Origin of the sequence: Pseudomonas triclosanedens (assembly GCF_026686735.1) — a bacterium.
Taxonomy (GTDB): Bacteria; Pseudomonadota; Gammaproteobacteria; order Pseudomonadales; family Pseudomonadaceae; genus Pseudomonas; species Pseudomonas triclosanedens.
Map to the genome: position 1 here is coordinate 2,249,163 of NZ_CP113432.1, position 17,142 is coordinate 2,266,304.

Below are 17,142 nucleotides of genomic sequence, written 5' to 3' on the forward strand. Positions count from 1 at the left end.
GATAAATAAATGGCTCGTGTTAAGCGTGGCGTGATTGCCCGTCGTCGTCACAAGAAGATTCTGAAGCTCGCAAAAGGCTACTACGGCGCGCGTTCGCGCGTGTTCCGCGTTGCCAAGCAGGCGGTAATCAAGGCTGGCCAGTATGCCTACCGTGACCGTCGTCAGCGCAAGCGTCAGTTCCGCGCCCTGTGGATCGCCCGTATCAACGCTGGCGCCCGTCAGAATGGTCTGTCCTACAGCCGTCTGATTGCTGGCCTGAAGAAGGCGGCCATCGAGATCGACCGTAAGGTACTGGCCGATCTGGCTGTGAACGAAAAAGCGGCGTTTACCGCAATTGTCGAGAAAGCGAAGGCCAGCCTGGCTTAAGCCCCACGACAGTTACCGGATCTCGATCCGGACGTAACGTCACCGATAGGGGAAGAGCCTTACCGCTCTTCCCCTATTTTGTATCTGGAGTTGGTACATGGAAAACCTGGACGCGCTGGTTTCGCAGGCCCTGGATGCCGTGCGAAACACCGAAGACGTCAACGCCCTGGAGCAGATCCGGGTTCACTACCTCGGCAAGAAAGGCGAGCTCACTCAGGTCATGAAGACCCTGGGCGATCTGCCGGCCGAAGAGCGCCCCAAGGTCGGTGCGCTGATCAACGTCGCCAAGGAAAAGGTTCAGGATGCCCTGAATGCCCGCAAGGCCGAGCTTGAGGGTGCCGCCCTCGCCACCAAGCTGGCTTCCGAGCGCATCGACGTGACGCTGCCGGGGCGTGGCCAGTCCTCTGGTGGCCTGCATCCAGTCACTCGTACCAAGGAGCGCATTGAACAATGCTTCACCCGTATCGGCTATGAAGTAGCCGAAGGGCCGGAAGTCGAAGACGACTACCATAACTTCGAAGCGCTCAACATTCCGGGTCACCACCCGGCTCGTGCCATGCACGACACTTTCTACTTCAATGCGAACATGCTTCTGCGAACCCATACCTCGCCGGTACAGGTTCGCACTATGGAGAGCCAGAAGCCGCCGATTCGCATTGTATGTCCGGGCCGCGTCTACCGTTGCGACTCTGATCTGACCCACTCGCCCATGTTCCACCAGGTCGAAGGTCTGCTGGTCGATGAAGACGTCAGCTTCGCCGACCTCAAGGGTACTATCGAAGAATTCCTCCGAGCCTTCTTCGAGAAGGAGTTCTCCGTCCGCTTCCGTCCGTCTTTCTTCCCTTTCACCGAACCTTCGGCGGAAGTCGATATCCAGTGCGTGCTCTGCAGCGGCAAAGGTTGCCGTGTCTGCAAGCAGACCGGCTGGCTGGAAGTCATGGGTTGCGGCATGGTCCACCCCGAAGTGCTGCGCATGTCCGGCATTGACCCCGAGAAGTATCAGGGCTTCGCCTTCGGCATGGGCATCGAGCGTCTCGCCATGCTGCGCTATGGTGTGAACGACTTGCGCCTGTTCTTCGACAACGATCTGCGGTTCCTCGGCCAGTTCCGCTAGCCCGCACGACTGTCAACGCATTTAGGAGAACAGGATGAAATTCAGTGAACAGTGGCTGCGGAGCTGGGTAAATCCGCAGGTATCCCGTGATGAGCTAGTGGCTCGTCTGTCTATGGCGGGTCTTGAGGTCGATGCTGTAATTCCCGTTGCCGGCCAGTTCAGTGGCGTGGTTGTGGGTGAAGTGCTTTCGACCGAACAACACCCGGACGCCGACAAACTGCGTGTCTGCCAGGTCAGCAATGGTTCGGAGACCTTCCAGGTTGTCTGCGGTGCGCCCAATGTGCGTCCGGGCCTGAAGATTCCCTTCGCCATGATCGGTGCCGAACTGCCGGGTGACTTCAAGATCAAGCAGGCCAAGTTGCGTGGTGTCGAATCCAACGGCATGCTCTGTTCGGCCAAAGAGCTGGAAATCAGCGAAGACAACGCAGGCCTGATGGAGCTCGCCGCGGATGCGCCGGTGGGGGCCAGCATCCGTGATTACCTTGAGCTGGATGACGCCTCCATCGAGATTGGTCTGACCCCGAACCGCGGCGACTGCCTGTCGCTGACCGGTCTTGCTCGTGAGGTCGGTGCGCTGTACGGCGCCGAAGTCAAGCCGGTAGTGATCAACGCCGTTGCCCCGCAGATCGATGACGTGCGCAGCATTGAACTGCTGGCACCCAAGGCCTGCCCGCGCTATCTCGGCCGAGTCATTCGCAATGTAGACCTGAGCAAGCCGACTCCACTGTGGATGGTCGAGCGCCTGCGTCGTTCTGACATCCGGAGCATTGATGCTGCAGTCGACATCACCAACTACGTGATGATCGAGCTGGGCCAGCCGATGCATGCCTTCGACCTCGACGAGATCAAGGGCGGCGTGCGCGTGCGCATGGCGGAGGAGGGCGAGAAGCTCGTTCTGCTCGATGGCCAGGAAGTTACTCTGCGTAGCGATACTCTGGTGATCGCCGACCACGAACGCGCTCTGGCCATCGCGGGTGTGATGGGCGGCGAGCATAGTGGTGTCAGCGCCAAGACTCGGGACTTGTTCCTCGAAAGCGCCTTCTTCGACAACATCGCCGTTGCTGGCAAGGCTCGGTCCTATGGCCTGCACACCGATGCCTCGCACCGCTTCGAACGCGGTGTGGACTCGCAGTTGGCGCGTCGCGCGATGGAGCGTGCCACCGAGCTGCTGTTGCAGATTGTCGGCGGTGAGGCTGGTCCGATCGTGGAGCGAGTCAGCGAGGCCGACCTGCCGAAGGTCGCTCCGGTTACTCTGCGTGCTGAGCGTATCACCCAGATGCTGGGGCTGACCTTGGAAAGCGCCGAGATTGAACGCCTACTAGCCGCCTTGGAGTTCGATGTCCAGAAGGCTGGTGTCGACTCTTGGACTGTGGGTGTGCCGAGCCACCGCTTTGATGTTTCCATCGAAGTCGACCTGATAGAAGAGCTGGGACGCCTTTACGGCTACAACCGTTTGCCGGTCCGTTATCCGCAGGCTCGCTTGGCTCCAAACACCAAATCCGAGTCTCAAGCGGAACTGCCTGCGCTGCGTCGACTGCTGGTCGCCCGTGACTACCAGGAAGCCATCACCTACAGCTTCATCGATCCCAAGCTGTTCCAGCTTTTCCACCCGGGCGTCGAGCCGCTGATGCTTGCCAACCCGATCTCCGCCGATATGGCCGCAATGCGCGCCTCGCTCTGGCCGGGCCTGGTCAAGTCCCTGCAGCACAACCTCAACCGCCAGCAGACTCGTGTGCGTCTGTTCGAAAGCGGCCTGCGCTTCGTCGGGCAGTTGGAAGGGCTGGTGCAGGAAAACATGCTCGCCGGTGTCGTCTGCGGTGCCCGTCAGCCGGAAGGCTGGGCTAACGGTCGCGAAAGTGTCGACTTCTTCGATGTGAAAGCTGACGTCGAAGCGCTGCTGGGTAACGCCGGTGCTATCGATGCTTTCACCTTCTCTCCGGCGGAACACCCAGCGCTGCACCCGGGGCAGACCGCCAGGATCGAACGCGATGGTGTATTGGTCGGCTACTTGGGGGCCTTGCATCCAGAACTGGCCAGAGCTTTGGATCTGGATCGTCCGGTCTTTGTCTTTGAGCTGGTGCTGGCAGAAGTAGCCAAGGGCCGCCTGCCGAAATTCAGCGAACTGTCGCGCTACCCCGAAGTGCGCCGTGATCTGGCACTGATCGTTGATCTGGATACTCCGGCCGAGTTCGTGCTGGCCAATATCCGTGAAGCGGCGGGCGAATGGCTGACAGATCTCAGGCTCTTTGACGTCTACCACGGTAAAGGCATTGATCCGCTTAGAAAAAGCTTGGCCGTTGGCTTGACCTGGCAGCATCCATCACGCACTCTTAACGATGACGAGGTGAACGCGACTACGCAGAATATCGTCGCCTCGCTGGAACAAAGGTTCAACGCCACGTTAAGGAAGTAGCGTATGGGGGCTCTGACGAAAGCTGAAATTGCTGAACGTCTGTACGAAGAGCTGGGCCTGAATAAGCGGGAAGCCAAGGAACTGGTGGAGCTCTTCTTTGAGGAGATCCGCCAGGCGCTGGAGCATAACGAGCAGGTGAAGTTGTCGGGTTTCGGCAACTTCGATCTACGTGACAAGCGCCAGCGTCCCGGACGCAACCCGAAAACGGGAGAGGAAATCCCGATTACAGCCCGGCGCGTCGTCACCTTTCGTCCAGGGCAGAAACTGAAGGCCAGGGTTGAGGCTTATGCTGGAACCAAGTCATAACGACGAGCTGCCCCCCATTCCGGGCAAACGCTACTTCACCATTGGCGAAGTGAGTGATCTTTGCGCGGTGAAACCGCATGTGCTGCGGTATTGGGAACAGGAATTTCCGCAACTCAACCCTGTCAAGCGAAGGGGCAATCGACGCTATTACCAGCGCCAGGATGTGCTCATGATTCGCCAGATTCGAGCCTTGCTCTACGATCAGGGCTTCACCATCGGTGGTGCCCGTCAGCGCCTGACGGGTGAAGAGGCGCGCGAAGACGCTACTCAGTACAAGCAACTGATTCGGCAGATGATCGTCGAATTGGAGGATGTTCTACACGTCCTGCGCAAGTAACTGAAAAAAATGAAAAAAGTACTTCTCCAGCAGTGCCGCTTGGGGTATAGTGCGATCCGCTTCCAAGGTGATTTGGTAGCAATGTCGGGGCGTAGCGCAGCCTGGTAGCGCACTTGCATGGGGTGCAAGGGGTCGAGTGTTCGAATCACTCCGTCCCGACCAAAAAACCCTAGAAAATCCAGTCACTTAGCGGTGACTGGATTTTTTTATGCCTGCAGATTTTTCGGCGCTTTCTAGATAATGGCTTTCTGGTTGCCAATTGGTTGCCAATTGAGATTGGCTTCTCAGTCCTGGGGAGATTAGGATCAACCCTGACAACGGAGTGGTATTCGCGAGCCTAGGGGGAGGGCGGATGTCGGCTCTGACTAGCTTATTAGGGGCGACGGCATCATGGAACTAATCGACAACATCAACCGCCTGCTCGGCGACGACCTCAAGCAGACGCTCAAACCCGGTGCTCGCCTGAAGATCGCGGCCTCCTGCTTTTCAATGTACGCGTTTGAAGCGCTCAAAGCAGAGCTGGAAAAAATCGACGAGCTCCAATTCATCTTTACCTCGCCGACGTTCACCGCCAACGAGGTCACCGACAAGATTCGCAAGGAACGCAAAGAATTCCACATCCCGAAGGCTGACCGCGAACGGAGTCTGTACGGGAGTGAGTTCGAGATTCAGCTCCGCAACAAACTGACCCAGCGCGCAATTGCAAAAGAGTGCGCGGACTGGATGCGGCGTAAGGCAACGTTCAAGTCCAATCGCAGCAAGGCACCGATGCAGCAGTTCGCCTGTGTTCAGGCTGCCGCCGCAGAAACTGCCTACATGCCATTGCACGGCTTTACCGCCGTCGATCTCGGCTACCAGCAGGGCAACGCTGTCTCCAACCTCGTTAACAAGATGGACGAGCCGACCTTTACGGCGACCTACCTCAGTCTGTTTAACCAGATCTGGCAGGACCCCGAGAAGCTGGAGGATGTGACGGCGCAGATCTGCGACCATATTGCGTCCGTGTACCAGGAAAACTCGCCCGAGAGCATCTACTTCCTGATGCTCTACAACATCTTCAATGAGTTCCTGGACGACATCAATGAGGATGTCCTGCCGAACGACCGCACGGGCTACCAAGACACGCTCATCTGGAACAAGCTCTTCAACTACCAGAAAGATGCGGCCACTGGGATCATTAATAAGCTGGAAACCTACAGCGGCTGCATCCTGGCCGACAGCGTTGGCTTGGGCAAGACCTTCACGGCCCTGGCGGTCGTCAAGTACTACGAGCTGCGTAACAAGTCAGTCCTGGTGCTATGCCCCAAGAAGCTGGCGGACAACTGGCTGAACTACAACCGCAACCTCAAGACCAACATCTTTGCCCGCGACCGGTTCAACTACGACGTGCTTTGTCATACCGACCTCAGCCGCACCAGCGGCGAGTCGTTTGGCACACCGCTGAACCGCATCAACTGGGGCAATTACGACCTCGTCGTCATCGACGAGTCGCACAACTTCCGCAATAACGACGCCTACAAGGACAAGGAAACCCGCTACCAGAAGCTGATGAACAAGGTCATCAAGGAGGGCGTGAAAACCAAGGTGCTGATGCTTTCAGCTACCCCGGTGAACAACCGCTTCAATGACCTGCGCAACCAACTGGCACTGGCCTACGAGGGCGACTCCGAGAACCTCAGCAAGAAGCTGCGCACCGGCAAGTCGGTAGAGGACATTTTCCGAGGTGCGCAGGCCAGCTTCAATGCATGGGCAAAGCTTCCACCGGAAGAGCGCACAGCGCGGGCCATCCTGGACTCGTTGGACTTCGACTTCTTTGAATTGCTCGACAGCGTCACCATCGCACGCTCGCGCAAGCACATCCAGACCTTCTACGACACCAAGGACATCGGCCAATTCCCAGAGCGCCGCAAACCCTTGTCGTTCCACAGCCCGCTCACGCAGCGAACGGACGTGATGAGCTTCAACGAGATCTTCGAGCAACTCTCCCTGCTTAAGCTCGCTGTGTACGCCCCGATCAGCTACATCCTGCCGAGTAGGCTCAAGAAGTACGAGGAGATGTACGACACCCAGGTCGCTGGCAAAGGCAAACTCAAGCAAGTCGACCGCGAAAAGAGCCTGCAGGCGTTGATGACCACCAACCTGCTCAAGCGCCTAGAAAGCTCGATTGAGTCCTTCCGATTGACCCTCCAGTCTCTGCGTGCGAACCACACGAATACGCTGGCCAAGATCAGCACGTTCAATCAGACCGGCAACGTCGCCAGCGTTGATGACCTGACCGACCAGTTGGAAAACCTCGACGCGGAGGACGACGACCTGCCCACCATTGGGGGCAGCGAGATCGGCGGCAAGGTTAAGATCAGCCTCGCCGATATGGACTTGCCTTCTTGGGAGCACGAGCTAAAGGTCGATCTGGAAATCATTGATGCCTTGCTGGCGTCGATGAGCAAGATCACGCCTGCCGATGACGCCAAGCTGCAGCACCTGAAGGCACTGGTTCTGGAGAAGATCGCAGCACCGCTGAATCCCGGCAACAAGAAGGTGCTGATCTTCACCGCCTTCGCCGACACCGCTGACTATCTGTATGCCAATTTGGCTCCGGAGTTGCTGGCCACACAGACCCTGCACAGCGCGAAAGTCACCGGCAAAGGTGCGCCGCAATCGACCTTGAGAGACGGCACGCTCAGGAAGAGCTACGACTTCCAGGAACTGCTCACCCTCTTCTCGCCGCGTTCGAAGGAGAAAGCCATCGTGCTGCCGAACGAACCGGCAGAGATTGATTTGCTGATCGGCACTGATTGCATCTCTGAAGGCCAGAACCTGCAGGACTGCGACTACCTCATCAACTACGACATCCACTGGAACCCCGTGCGCATCATCCAGCGCTTTGGCCGTGTGGATCGCATCGGCTCGCCTAACAGCAGTATCCAGCTGGTTAACTACTGGCCAGACATCTCGCTTGATGAGTACATCAACCTCAAGGAGCGAGTTGAGAGTCGGATGATGATTGCTGACGTCACGGCCACCGGTGACGACAACGTGCTGAGCGCCCAAGCCAACGACGTGTCTTATCGCAAGGAACAACTGCGTCGTCTGCAAGAGGAAGTGATCGAGCTGGAAGACCTGAAGACTGGCGTGTCGATCACTGACCTCGGGCTCAATGACTTCCGCATGGACCTGCTCAACTATGTGAAAGCCAATGGCGAATTGAGCAACGTGCCAAGCGGCATGCATGCCGTAGTGCCTGCCAAGCCGGAGATGGGCCTGCGCCCGGGCGTGATCTTCACGCTGCGCAACCGCAATCCGAGCGTCAATGTCAGCCAGCACAACCGGCTGCACCCTTACTACCTCGTCTACATCAACCGCGAGGGTGAAGTCATTCACGACCACACCGAGGTCAAGCGTTTGCTGGATCTGGTGCGTAGTTGCTGCAAGGGGCAAGCGCAGCCTATTCCGGATGCCTGCCGCCTGTTCAACAAGGAAACGGCCGATGGCCGCAAGATGCAGGTGTATTCGGACCTGCTTGGCAAGACCATCCGCTCAATGATTGAGGTGAAGGAAGAGAAGGATCTGGACAGCCTGTTCAGCGGCGGCAAGACCACCGCACTGGTCAATACCATCGCCGGGTTGGACGACTTCGAACTGATCACCTTCCTCGTGATTCAGGAGACCGTATGAGTCTGCCTACCCGATTCGAGTCGAATGCCGCGTTCATCAACTACCCGAAGCAAGCCGCTTTTGGCCGCACCCTGCCAAAGAACAAGATCTACGAACACAGCGGTGCCAATACGAGGCTGAAGGACTTGTTCGTCGAGCAAGTGGAGCAGATCGTCTGGCAATACAAGTTGGCACCGGAAACGATCAGCCTGCCCGCCAAGCCGGGAGTCCCAGAGCTTCAGATTTTCTCAATCCAGCTCAAGACGTCGGAGCTGAATCTGGACGTTTTGCGTTGCATCGATGGCGCGGTGCAGTTTCCCATCATCTTCGAGCTGAGCTTTGATGGCCGAACACAGGTGATTGCCGCGTACAAGCGCCCGAACGAGTCAGACGCCAGCCGTTGGGTCTTGAGCGACTACTTTGCAACGGCCTGGTTGCCAAGTGACTGTGAGCGCGCCGCCATGCCCTTGGCACTCGACTTGGGCGGCTTGTATGAGCAGGCGCTTCACCGCCTGATCCCCACGCCCGCGCGCCCACAAGAAAGCCTCGCTGACTTGGTCTCCCGCGTTGAACAGGTTGCGGCCAAGCAGCGTGAGGTCGAGAAAGCCGCCAGCCGACTTGCCAAAGAAAAGCAATTCAACCGCAAGGTAGAGATCAACGCGCACTTGCGGCAGCTTAAAAACGAACTTGAAGAATTGACCGGGAGGGGGAGTGCATGACGCAGAGCCTGAATGACGAATCGAGGAAACACATCGAGCAGGTCGCTGGCGAAGCGTTGGCGCAACTCGAAAGCATCGCCGAAACGGCCAAGAGCAAGCTGCACGATGGGCGGACACTGGGCTCGGATGCGCTGGCAAGCATCAACACAATGACGTCCAGTTCAGCCATCCAAAGGCTGGATCAGATCAGTCAGGCGAACCGCGAAAGCTATCAGGTGCTGGTGACAGAGCCTGCCATCGCCCGCGTTGTGGTGGTCGATGAAGAGGGAGAAGAAAAAACCTACTACATCTGCCGCACGACGCCGGTATCGGGCTTTCCTAATTTAGCCAGCTACCGCGCGCCAGTTGGGCGCTTGGCCTCGTTGGCAATTGGCGCAGAGTTCACGCTTCCCAATGGAACTGTCGTTGAGGTTCTTGAGCGAGCCCAGCTTCGGCCCAATGCGCTTGCCGATGGGTGGGACTCTCGCGACACCGTTGTTGAAGCCGAGCATTTTGGGCCGTTCACCATCGAGTCGTTGCGTGCGCTGCTGACCGAGGTTGCGGGGGAAGAAGCCACCGAAGACATTCTTGGCCAATTGCTGGCCGAGGAGACCGTCAAGGCCAACATCATCGACGGCGTTCGCCGCAGCGTCATCACCAAGATGGGACTGCGGGATCAGCCCATCCTCGATCAATACCAGGATGAGATTTTCCGTCTCCCTCTCGACAAGCGCCTGTTGATCCTGGGCCCGCCTGGTACAGGCAAGACAACCACCCTGATCCGCCGCCTCGGCCAAAAACTCGACACCGCCTTCCTGGAAGAAGGCGAACAGCGTCTGGTTGAAACAGTCGCCTCAGTCCAAGGCATCGCGCACGCCAACAGCTGGCTGATGTTCACACCCACGGAACTGCTCAAGCAGTACCTCAAGGAGGCATTTGCGCGTGAAGGTGTTCCCGCCTCGGATCTGCGCATCAGAACGTGGCAAGACTATCGACGCGAGCTGGCCCGAAACGCATTCGGCGTCCTCAGAACGGCTTCTGGCGGCGGTACCTTTGTCCTGAAAGACGGATTGGCCAGCCTGAGCGAGACAGCACTTGAGCGTCCCATCCAGTGGTTTGACGATTTCGACACATGGCAGCGCAAGGCCTATGTGCAGGAGCTGCACGATGCCGCGACCCAGCTCCACGAAGCCAAAACTCCCGAAGTCCTGAGTCTCGGCGCACGCCTGCAAGACATCTTGTCGCGGGCGGCCGATGGCGCACTGGCTGCGATGTTTGGCTCGCTGGCGGTCGAGATTGCCAAAGTACAGGCACTCGTCAGCAGCCTGAAGGAAGGCTCCGACGCCAAGATCAAGGCCGCGCTCAACCTGCAGCTCAACCGCAACCGAGCCTTTCTGGATGAGTTGGCCCGCGTGATAGACAGCCTGCAACAAGCGCAAACGACTGATGCGGACGACCAGGACGACCCCGACGCTGATGAGGAGGAAGACGCCACGGCACCCCGCACAGGCCGTGCCGCCGCGCTCAATGCCTATATGCAAGCCGTGCGTGCCCAAGCCCGGGCGGCAGCATCCAAGCGCGCAGTCAGCAAAGCCTCCCGCAACGGCAAGATCATCGAGTGGTTGGGGGATCGTGGTCTGACAGAAGCGGATCGCGTCGAGGTGGGTGCAAGCCTTCTGGTGCAGGCCAGCGCCCGCCGCTTCGTCAATCCGGTAAAGCGCTACCTCGACGGCATCCCGAAGCGCTACCGTGCATTCAGGCGCGAACGCCAACCGGCAAACACCTGGTATCGCCACGAAGGCTTTGAGGCGCGCGACATCCACCCGCTGGAGTTGGACATTGTCTTGCTCGCGATCTTGCGCGCTGCAGGCGACCTGATCAGTCGGCCCAATGTTCAGCGCGACATCGATAGTCCCGCGTGGTCATCGCTCCAGCCCATCCTCGGGCATTACCGCAACCAGATCCTGGTGGATGAGGCGACGGACTTCTCGCCCATCCAGCTTGCGAGCATGGCGGCGCTGGCGCATCCGCGACTGCGCTCATTCTTCGCCTGTGGCGATTTCAATCAGCGCCTGACCACCTGGGGCGCACGCTCCGCCGACGACTTGAAGTGGGTCTTCGCCGATTTCGATATCAAGGAGATCACCGTCTCCTACCGGCAGAGCAAGCAGCTGAACGATCTGGCCCGCGCCATGATCCGCGCCGTCGGTGGTACCGAGCAAGACGCCAGCTTGCCTGCGCATATGGACAGTGTGGGCGTTGCGCCAGCCTTGCTGGAACACGCTACCAACTCAGAAGCCATTGTCGGTTGGCTGGCGGATCGCATTCGCGAGATTGAGCGCTTTGTCGGCCAGTTGCCATCCACTGCCATTTTTGTGAACACCGAGGACGACGTTGCTCCGGTGGCCGACGCGCTGAACGCCGCCCTGGCGGAGCACAACATCCAGGTCATCGCCTGCCGCGAGGGCCAGGCTGTGGGGCAGGAAAGCAACGTGCGCGTATTCGACATCCAACACATCAAAGGCCTGGAATTTGAGGCGGTGTTCTTTGTCGGCATTGACCAGCTCGCCACGTTACACCCGGCGCTGTTCGATAAATACCTATACGTCGGCACCACCCGCGCAGCCACCTACTTGGGTGTGACCTGCCAGGGCACCTTGCCATCCGCCATCGAAAGTCTGCGCACGCACTTTTGCCAGGACTGGCAACAAGGCGACTGACCATACCAATACGAACTTGAATTGTGAGCCGCTAACCACTGGCGTCCAGAGGAAAAGAACATGGAAAAACTAAAAATGCATTCACCCAATCTCACTCAGGACAACATCGCCCGTATTCGTGATCTGTTTCCGGGTTGCGTCACCGAAGCCAAGGGCGAGGACGGCACTGTGAAGCTGGCGGTTGATTTCGACCAGTTGCGGCAAGAGCTTGCCGAGTCGATTGTGGAGGGGCCGCAGGAACGTTACCAGCTGAACTGGCCGGGTAAGCGCGAAGCCTTGCTCACCGCTAATGCGCCGATTGCCAAGACACTGCGCCCATGCCGCGACGAAAGCGTGGACTTCGATACCACGAAGAACTTGTTCATTGAGGGCGATAACCTCGATGCACTGAAGTTGCTGCAGGAGACCTATCTCGGCAAGGTCAAGATGATCTACATCGATCCGCCATACAACACGGGAAATGATTTTATTTACGAGGATGACTTCTCGGTGACGGCCGATGAGTTTCTAAAGCGATCCAATCAAAAGGACGAATCAGGAAACCGTCTTGTGGCCAACACCATGTCCAATGGGCGATTTCATTCAGATTGGCTTTCAATGATGTATCCGCGACTTAAGCTGGCATCAAGATTATTGCGCGACGACGGCATTGTGTTCGTACATATTGACGACAACGAAGTGGATTCGCTCGGAAAGTTGTGCGCTGAAGTGTTCGGTGAGGATAATTTTATAAATATTATTACGGTCAAGACTAAGGTTGGCGGAGTTTCCGGAAGTTCAGAGGGGAAAAGTCTTAAAGACACCACTGAGTTTATCTGGGCATTCGCTAAGAATAAAGAAAATTTACAGCTGAATCCTGTCTATATAAAAACGAAGCTATCGGATCGGATTCGTGCCTACGAGCAAGGCGGAAAAAGTTGGAAGTACACCTCCATCATTACCAAGCTGGCCGACAAATTCCTAATCAAAGAGGATGTGGCTCGGGGCGTGCGATTCTTCGGCTACAAAACTCTTGAAACGATGTCGATCCAAGCCTTCGCTAGAGAAAATAATCTCACGGAGGATGCAGTCTACGATCAGTTCGCGGACAAAATATTTCAAACAACCAATGCGCAGAGTAGCGTCAGACTAACTGCCATGAGAGAAACGGCTAACATTGATGTGCCAATGGTCGGTTGCGAATATAAGCCTATTAAAGGAAAAAATGAAGGTTCAGTAATCGAAGTTCTCTACAAGGGGGAGCAGAGGCGCATGATGATGTTCCTCTCTGATGCTGTACAAAGAATTGATGGCTCTTACTACTATCTAGATAAAGTAAGTTCATTGTGGGATGATATCGAATACAATAATCTCACAAAAGAAGGTGATATTGAGTTTCCTAACGGCAAGAAGCCAATAAGACTTCTCCAGCGAATTATTGCGCTTACGACCGCAGGCGATGATCTGATCCTCGATTTCTTTGCGGGGAGTGGGAGCACGGCACATGCGGTGATGCAGCAGAACGCTGAAGACGGCAGCAATCGCCGCTTCATTCTTATTCAGTTGCCAGAAAAATGTGATCAAGAGGAATTTTCCAAGATCTCAGACATCAGTAAAGAGAGATTGAGGCGTGCAGGAAAGCAGGTACTAGAAGGAACATGCAAAGAGGGCTGGCGCCAGGATGTTGGTTTTCGTGCCATGCAGGTTGATACGTCAAACATGGCCGACGTTTACTACGCGCCCGATGCGCTCGACAGGGCTAAGTTCGATCTGTTCGTCGACAACATCAAGCCTGACCGCACGCCGGAAGACCTGATGTTCCAGGTAATGCTGGATTGGGGTCTTGATCTGGCCCTACCCATTACCAAGCAATCGATTCAAGGCAAGGACGTATTCTTTGTCGATGGCAATGCGCTGGCCGCCTGCTTCGACGCCAGCGGCAGTATCGACGAAGCCTTCGTGAAGGAACTGGCCAAGCATCAGCCGCTGCGCGTGGTGTTCCGCGATGCGGGCTATAAGAACAGCGCGGTCAAGATCAACGTCGAGCAGATTTTCAAGCTCTTGTCGCCCGCCACCGAAGTGAAATGCATCTGAGGTGCGCGCGATGAAACTCAAATTCAAAACGCAGGCTTATCAGACTGCGGCGGTGCAAGCCGTGGTCGACTGCTTCAAAGGGCAACCGCCCGCAACGGCGGAAGCCATCAGCTATCGCATCGATCCGGGCAAGGCCAAAAAAGGGGTCGAAGATCTGTTTGCCGACAGCGGGTTCAAGAACGCCGACCTGAAGCTGACCGATATTGCGCTGTTGGAGAACATCACCCAGGTTCAGCATCAACAGAACTTACCCCAGTCGTCCGAACTGGTGAAGACCAAGGTCAGCAGGGTCAATCTCGATATCGAGATGGAAACCGGCACGGGCAAGACCTATTGCTACATCAAGACCATCTTCGAGCTGAACAAGCAGTACGGCTGGAGCAAGTTCATCATTGTGGTGCCCAGCATTGCCATCCGTGAAGGCGTAGCCAAGTCGCTGGAGATCACCGCCGAGCACTTTCTGGAGACGTACCACAAGAAGGCGCGCTTCTTCATCTACAACTCCAAGCAGTTGCATCATCTGGAGAGCTTCTCGTCGGATGCTGGCATCAACGTGATGGTGATCAACGTGCAGGCATTTAATGCCAAGGGCGCGGATGCACGCCGTATCTACGGCACTCCACGCGTTAATGCTAAAGGCCAGACAGAAATGGTCGGACTGGATGATTTCCAATCTCGTAAGCCGATCGACATCATCAGCGCCAACCGCCCGATCCTGATCCTGGACGAGCCGCAAAAGATGGAAGGCACCGCCACGCTGAAGTCCTTGGAGGAATTCAAGGCACTGATGGTGCTGCGCTACTCGGCCACTCACAAAACCACGCACAACAAGATCCACCGGCTGGACGCGCTGGATGCTTATAACCAAAAGCTGGTGAAAAAGATCGCCGTGCGCGGCATCTCAGTGAAGGGGCTGGCGGGAACCAATGCCTATCTGTACCTGCAGTCCATCGAGATTTCGAGCAAGGCACCTGTGGCCCGTGTTGAGTTCGAGCAGAAGCTGAAAAGCGGCGAGATCAAGCGCGTGGTGCGCAAGCTCTCCAAAGGAGACAACCTCTTCTCCGAAGGTTTTTCAAACGAGCTGGATCAGTACCGTGGCTATGTGGTCGCGGACATCAACGCCAACACCGACACCTTGAGCTTCACCAACGGTGTGGAGTTGAAGGCTGGCGACGCATATGGCGATGTGAATGAAGCAGCGTTACGCCGCATTCAGATTCGGGAGGCGATCAAGGCGCACTTCGACAAGGAGCAGGCGCTGTTCCAGCAAGGCATCAAGGTCTTGACCTTGTTCTTCATCGATGAAGTGGTCAAGTACCGCGACTACTCGGCGGCGGACGAGAAAGGCGAATACGCGCGCATCTTTGAAGAGGAATACAGCCAGTACCTGAACGAGGTATTGGACCTGGATGAAACGCCGTACATCAAGCACCTGAAGGGCATTGCGGCGGAAAAGACGCACAGCGGGTATTTTTCCATCGACAAGAAGACCAAGCGTGACGTCGATCCGAGCATTGCGAAGACAGGTGAAAACAAAGGCCTGTCCGACGATGTGGATGCCTATGACCTGATTCTGCGAAAGAAGGAGCAACTCCTCAAATTCGAAGAGCCGGTACGTTTCATCTTCTCGCACTCTGCCCTGCGCGAAGGCTGGGACAACCCCAACGTCTTCGTGATCTGCTTCCTGAAACATCCCGACTACAACAACGAGGTCACGCGCCGACAAGAGGTCGGTCGTGGCCTGCGCTTGTCGGTCAATCAGCTCGGCGACCGGGTGGATCATCCGGCCATCGTCCATGACGTCAACGTGCTGACCGTGGTGGCAAGCGAAAGCTTCAAGGAGTTCGTCACTGCGCTGCAGAAAGATATCAGCGACTCCTTGTCTGCCCGCCCCAAGGTGGCCAACGAGGCCTACTTCACCGGCAAGGTGCTCAAGACGCCCACCGGCAATGTCGAAGTCACGCCGCAATTGGCCAAGCAGATCTACAAGTACCTGCTCAAGAACGACTACAGCGACGATACCGACCGGATCACGGGCACTTACCACGAGGCCAAGAAGGAAGGCACCCTGGCAGCGCTGCCCCCGGAACTGCAGGCTCATGCTGAACAGGTGTACCAACTGATCGACAGCGTCTTCAGCGACAGCCAGATGTTTGAGATCAGCGACGACCGTCGCCCGAAGAAGAATCCGCTCAACAGCAACTTCGACAAACAGGAGTTCAAGGAGCTGTGGAACCGGATCAATCGCAAGGCGGCTTACAGCGTTGACTTTGATTCAGTGGAGTTGGTGAAGAAGGCCGTTGCCGAACTGGACAAGAGTCTTCGCGTGACGCCGTTGCAGTACACGATTCAAACCGGTGAACAAGTGGAGCAAGTAACGGCTGATGCACTGAAAAGTGGAGACGGCTTCAAGGTTGATAAAACAACGATCGAGTACAACAAGCAGTCAGTTCATTCTGCAGTGAAGTACGACCTCATCGGCAAGATCGCTGAAGGCACGCAACTGACGCGACGCACTACGGCAGACATCCTGAAAGGAATTAGCGTCGCGGTGTTTGCACAGTTCCGCACCAATCCTGAGAGCTTCATCGCCGAAGCCGTGCGACTGATCAACGAGCAGAAGGCAACGATGATCATCGAACACTTGGCCTACGACCCTGTCGAGGACAAGTTCGATATCGACATCTTCACCGCAGGTCAGACCAAGCAGGACTTCAGCAAGGCCGGTGACAAGCTCAAGCGGCACATCTACGACTACGTGATCACGGATTCCGGCATTGAACGAGAGTTTGTGAAAGAGCTGGATACTTGCACTGAGGTAGTTGTGTACGCCAAGTTGCCTCGCGGCTTCCTTATCCCGACGCCGGTAGGTGACTACAACCCGGACTGGGCAATTTCATTCAAAGAAGGCGCGGTCAAGCATATCTATTTCGTTGCGGAGACCAAAGGGTCTATGTCAACGATGCAACTGACGAAGATCGAGGAAACTAAGATCGAATGCGCCCGCAAGTTCTTTGATGAAATCAACCGGAAGTACGCCCCTGAAAACGTCAAGTACGACGTGGTGAACAGTTTTGGGAAACTGATGGAATTAGTTAAGTGATGAGCTAAGCGCAACAAGGAAGTTGCGCTTTTATTCGTTACTGTGGCTAAGGTGGGGCAGGGGTAAATCATGAAAATACTGCGGTTAAGCGCGGTTATTGAGTCGACTGGGCTCGCTAGATCCACAATTTACAAATTTGTTGGATCGGGCGACTTTCCAAAGCCGGTCCCATTAGTAGGGCGGAGCGTAGGTTGGCTTGAGAGCGAGGTCCAGGAGTGGATTAAGGGCAGGATTGAAGCGCGAGATCTTAACTTTCGCCGATAACTTGATGTCGGCGAGGTCTGCTACATTCCGCTGTTTTCTTTCAGTCAGTCGCTGATCCTGCAATAGATTTTATTACCTGAGCTGAGCCTCGTCT

At 56.5% G+C, this 17,142-nt stretch carries 11 protein-coding genes and 1 tRNA gene; all 12 read left to right on the top strand.

The genetic code is table 11. The features are described from left to right. The first annotated feature begins 9 nt into the window (after positions 1-9). The gene (gene rplT, locus OU419_RS10645) at positions 10-366 is read left to right on the top strand and encodes a 50S ribosomal protein L20 (RefSeq protein ID WP_003099086.1); all 357 of its coding nucleotides are present in this window, start codon (positions 10-12) and stop codon (positions 364-366) included. A 97-nt stretch (positions 367-463) separates the two neighbouring features. Then, positions 464-1,480 (top strand): phenylalanine--tRNA ligase subunit alpha, encoded by a 1,017-nt coding sequence (pheS, locus tag OU419_RS10650; protein ID WP_254472130.1) that lies wholly within the window; start codon positions 464-466, stop codon positions 1,478-1,480. Between the two features lie 34 nt (positions 1,481-1,514). After that, positions 1,515-3,893 (top strand): phenylalanine--tRNA ligase subunit beta, encoded by a 2,379-nt coding sequence (pheT, locus tag OU419_RS10655; protein WP_254472131.1) that lies wholly within the window; start codon positions 1,515-1,517, stop codon positions 3,891-3,893. Positions 3,894-3,896: 3 nt separating this feature from the next. Next, on the top strand, positions 3,897-4,199 hold the full coding sequence (gene ihfA, locus OU419_RS10660) for an integration host factor subunit alpha (protein WP_003090661.1): 303 nt from the start codon (positions 3,897-3,899) through the stop codon (positions 4,197-4,199). After that, positions 4,180-4,536: a MerR family transcriptional regulator gene (locus OU419_RS10665; protein WP_254472132.1), complete on the top strand. Its 357-nt coding sequence runs from the start codon at positions 4,180-4,182 to the stop codon at positions 4,534-4,536. The genes ihfA and OU419_RS10665 overlap by 20 nt, the downstream gene beginning before the upstream one ends. Positions 4,537-4,621: 85 nt before the next feature. Further along, positions 4,622-4,698, top strand: a tRNA-Pro gene (locus OU419_RS10670). Positions 4,699-4,926: 228 nt separating this feature from the next. After that, entirely contained in the window at positions 4,927-8,211 is a 3,285-nt protein-coding gene (locus tag OU419_RS10675; protein WP_254472133.1) for a helicase-related protein, read from the top strand. Then, the gene (locus OU419_RS10680) at positions 8,208-8,909 is read left to right on the top strand and encodes a DUF4391 domain-containing protein (protein ID WP_254472134.1); all 702 of its coding nucleotides are present in this window, start codon (positions 8,208-8,210) and stop codon (positions 8,907-8,909) included. The genes OU419_RS10675 and OU419_RS10680 overlap by 4 nt, the downstream gene beginning before the upstream one ends. Then, positions 8,906-11,608 (top strand): ATP-binding domain-containing protein, encoded by a 2,703-nt coding sequence (locus OU419_RS10685; RefSeq protein WP_254472135.1) that lies wholly within the window; start codon positions 8,906-8,908, stop codon positions 11,606-11,608. The genes OU419_RS10680 and OU419_RS10685 overlap by 4 nt, the downstream gene beginning before the upstream one ends. A 60-nt stretch (positions 11,609-11,668) precedes the next feature. After that, positions 11,669-13,681, top strand: coding sequence for a site-specific DNA-methyltransferase (locus OU419_RS10690; RefSeq protein ID WP_254472136.1), 2,013 nt, complete (start codon positions 11,669-11,671; stop codon positions 13,679-13,681). Positions 13,682-13,691: 10 nt separating this feature from the next. Then, positions 13,692-16,784 carry a type III restriction-modification system endonuclease gene (locus tag OU419_RS10695; RefSeq protein ID WP_254472137.1) on the top strand — a complete coding sequence of 1,031 codons (3,093 nt, stop codon included), beginning with the start codon at positions 13,692-13,694 and terminating at the stop codon, positions 16,782-16,784. A 69-nt stretch (positions 16,785-16,853) separates the two neighbouring features. Beyond that, the gene (locus OU419_RS10700) at positions 16,854-17,048 is read left to right on the top strand and encodes an AlpA family transcriptional regulator (RefSeq protein ID WP_074916663.1); all 195 of its coding nucleotides are present in this window, start codon (positions 16,854-16,856) and stop codon (positions 17,046-17,048) included. Positions 17,049-17,142: the final 94 nt, after the last annotated feature.

What these genes read in the sequence shown, in the direction of transcription:
- rplT (WP_003099086.1), top strand. Translation starts at nt 10, where the DNA reads ATGGCTCGTGTTAAGCGTGGCGTGATTGCCCGTCGTCGTCACAAGAAG.
- pheS (WP_254472130.1), top strand. Translation starts at nt 464, where the DNA reads ATGGAAAACCTGGACGCGCTGGTTTCGCAGGCCCTGGATGCCGTGCGA.
- pheT (WP_254472131.1), top strand. Translation starts at nt 1,515, where the DNA reads ATGAAATTCAGTGAACAGTGGCTGCGGAGCTGGGTAAATCCGCAGGTA.
- ihfA (WP_003090661.1), top strand. Translation starts at nt 3,897, where the DNA reads ATGGGGGCTCTGACGAAAGCTGAAATTGCTGAACGTCTGTACGAAGAG.
- OU419_RS10665 (WP_254472132.1), top strand. Translation starts at nt 4,180, where the DNA reads ATGCTGGAACCAAGTCATAACGACGAGCTGCCCCCCATTCCGGGCAAA.
- OU419_RS10675 (WP_254472133.1), top strand. Translation starts at nt 4,927, where the DNA reads ATGGAACTAATCGACAACATCAACCGCCTGCTCGGCGACGACCTCAAG.
- OU419_RS10680 (WP_254472134.1), top strand. Translation starts at nt 8,208, where the DNA reads ATGAGTCTGCCTACCCGATTCGAGTCGAATGCCGCGTTCATCAACTAC.
- OU419_RS10685 (WP_254472135.1), top strand. Translation starts at nt 8,906, where the DNA reads ATGACGCAGAGCCTGAATGACGAATCGAGGAAACACATCGAGCAGGTC.
- OU419_RS10690 (WP_254472136.1), top strand. Translation starts at nt 11,669, where the DNA reads ATGGAAAAACTAAAAATGCATTCACCCAATCTCACTCAGGACAACATC.
- OU419_RS10695 (WP_254472137.1), top strand. Translation starts at nt 13,692, where the DNA reads ATGAAACTCAAATTCAAAACGCAGGCTTATCAGACTGCGGCGGTGCAA.
- OU419_RS10700 (WP_074916663.1), top strand. Translation starts at nt 16,854, where the DNA reads ATGAAAATACTGCGGTTAAGCGCGGTTATTGAGTCGACTGGGCTCGCT.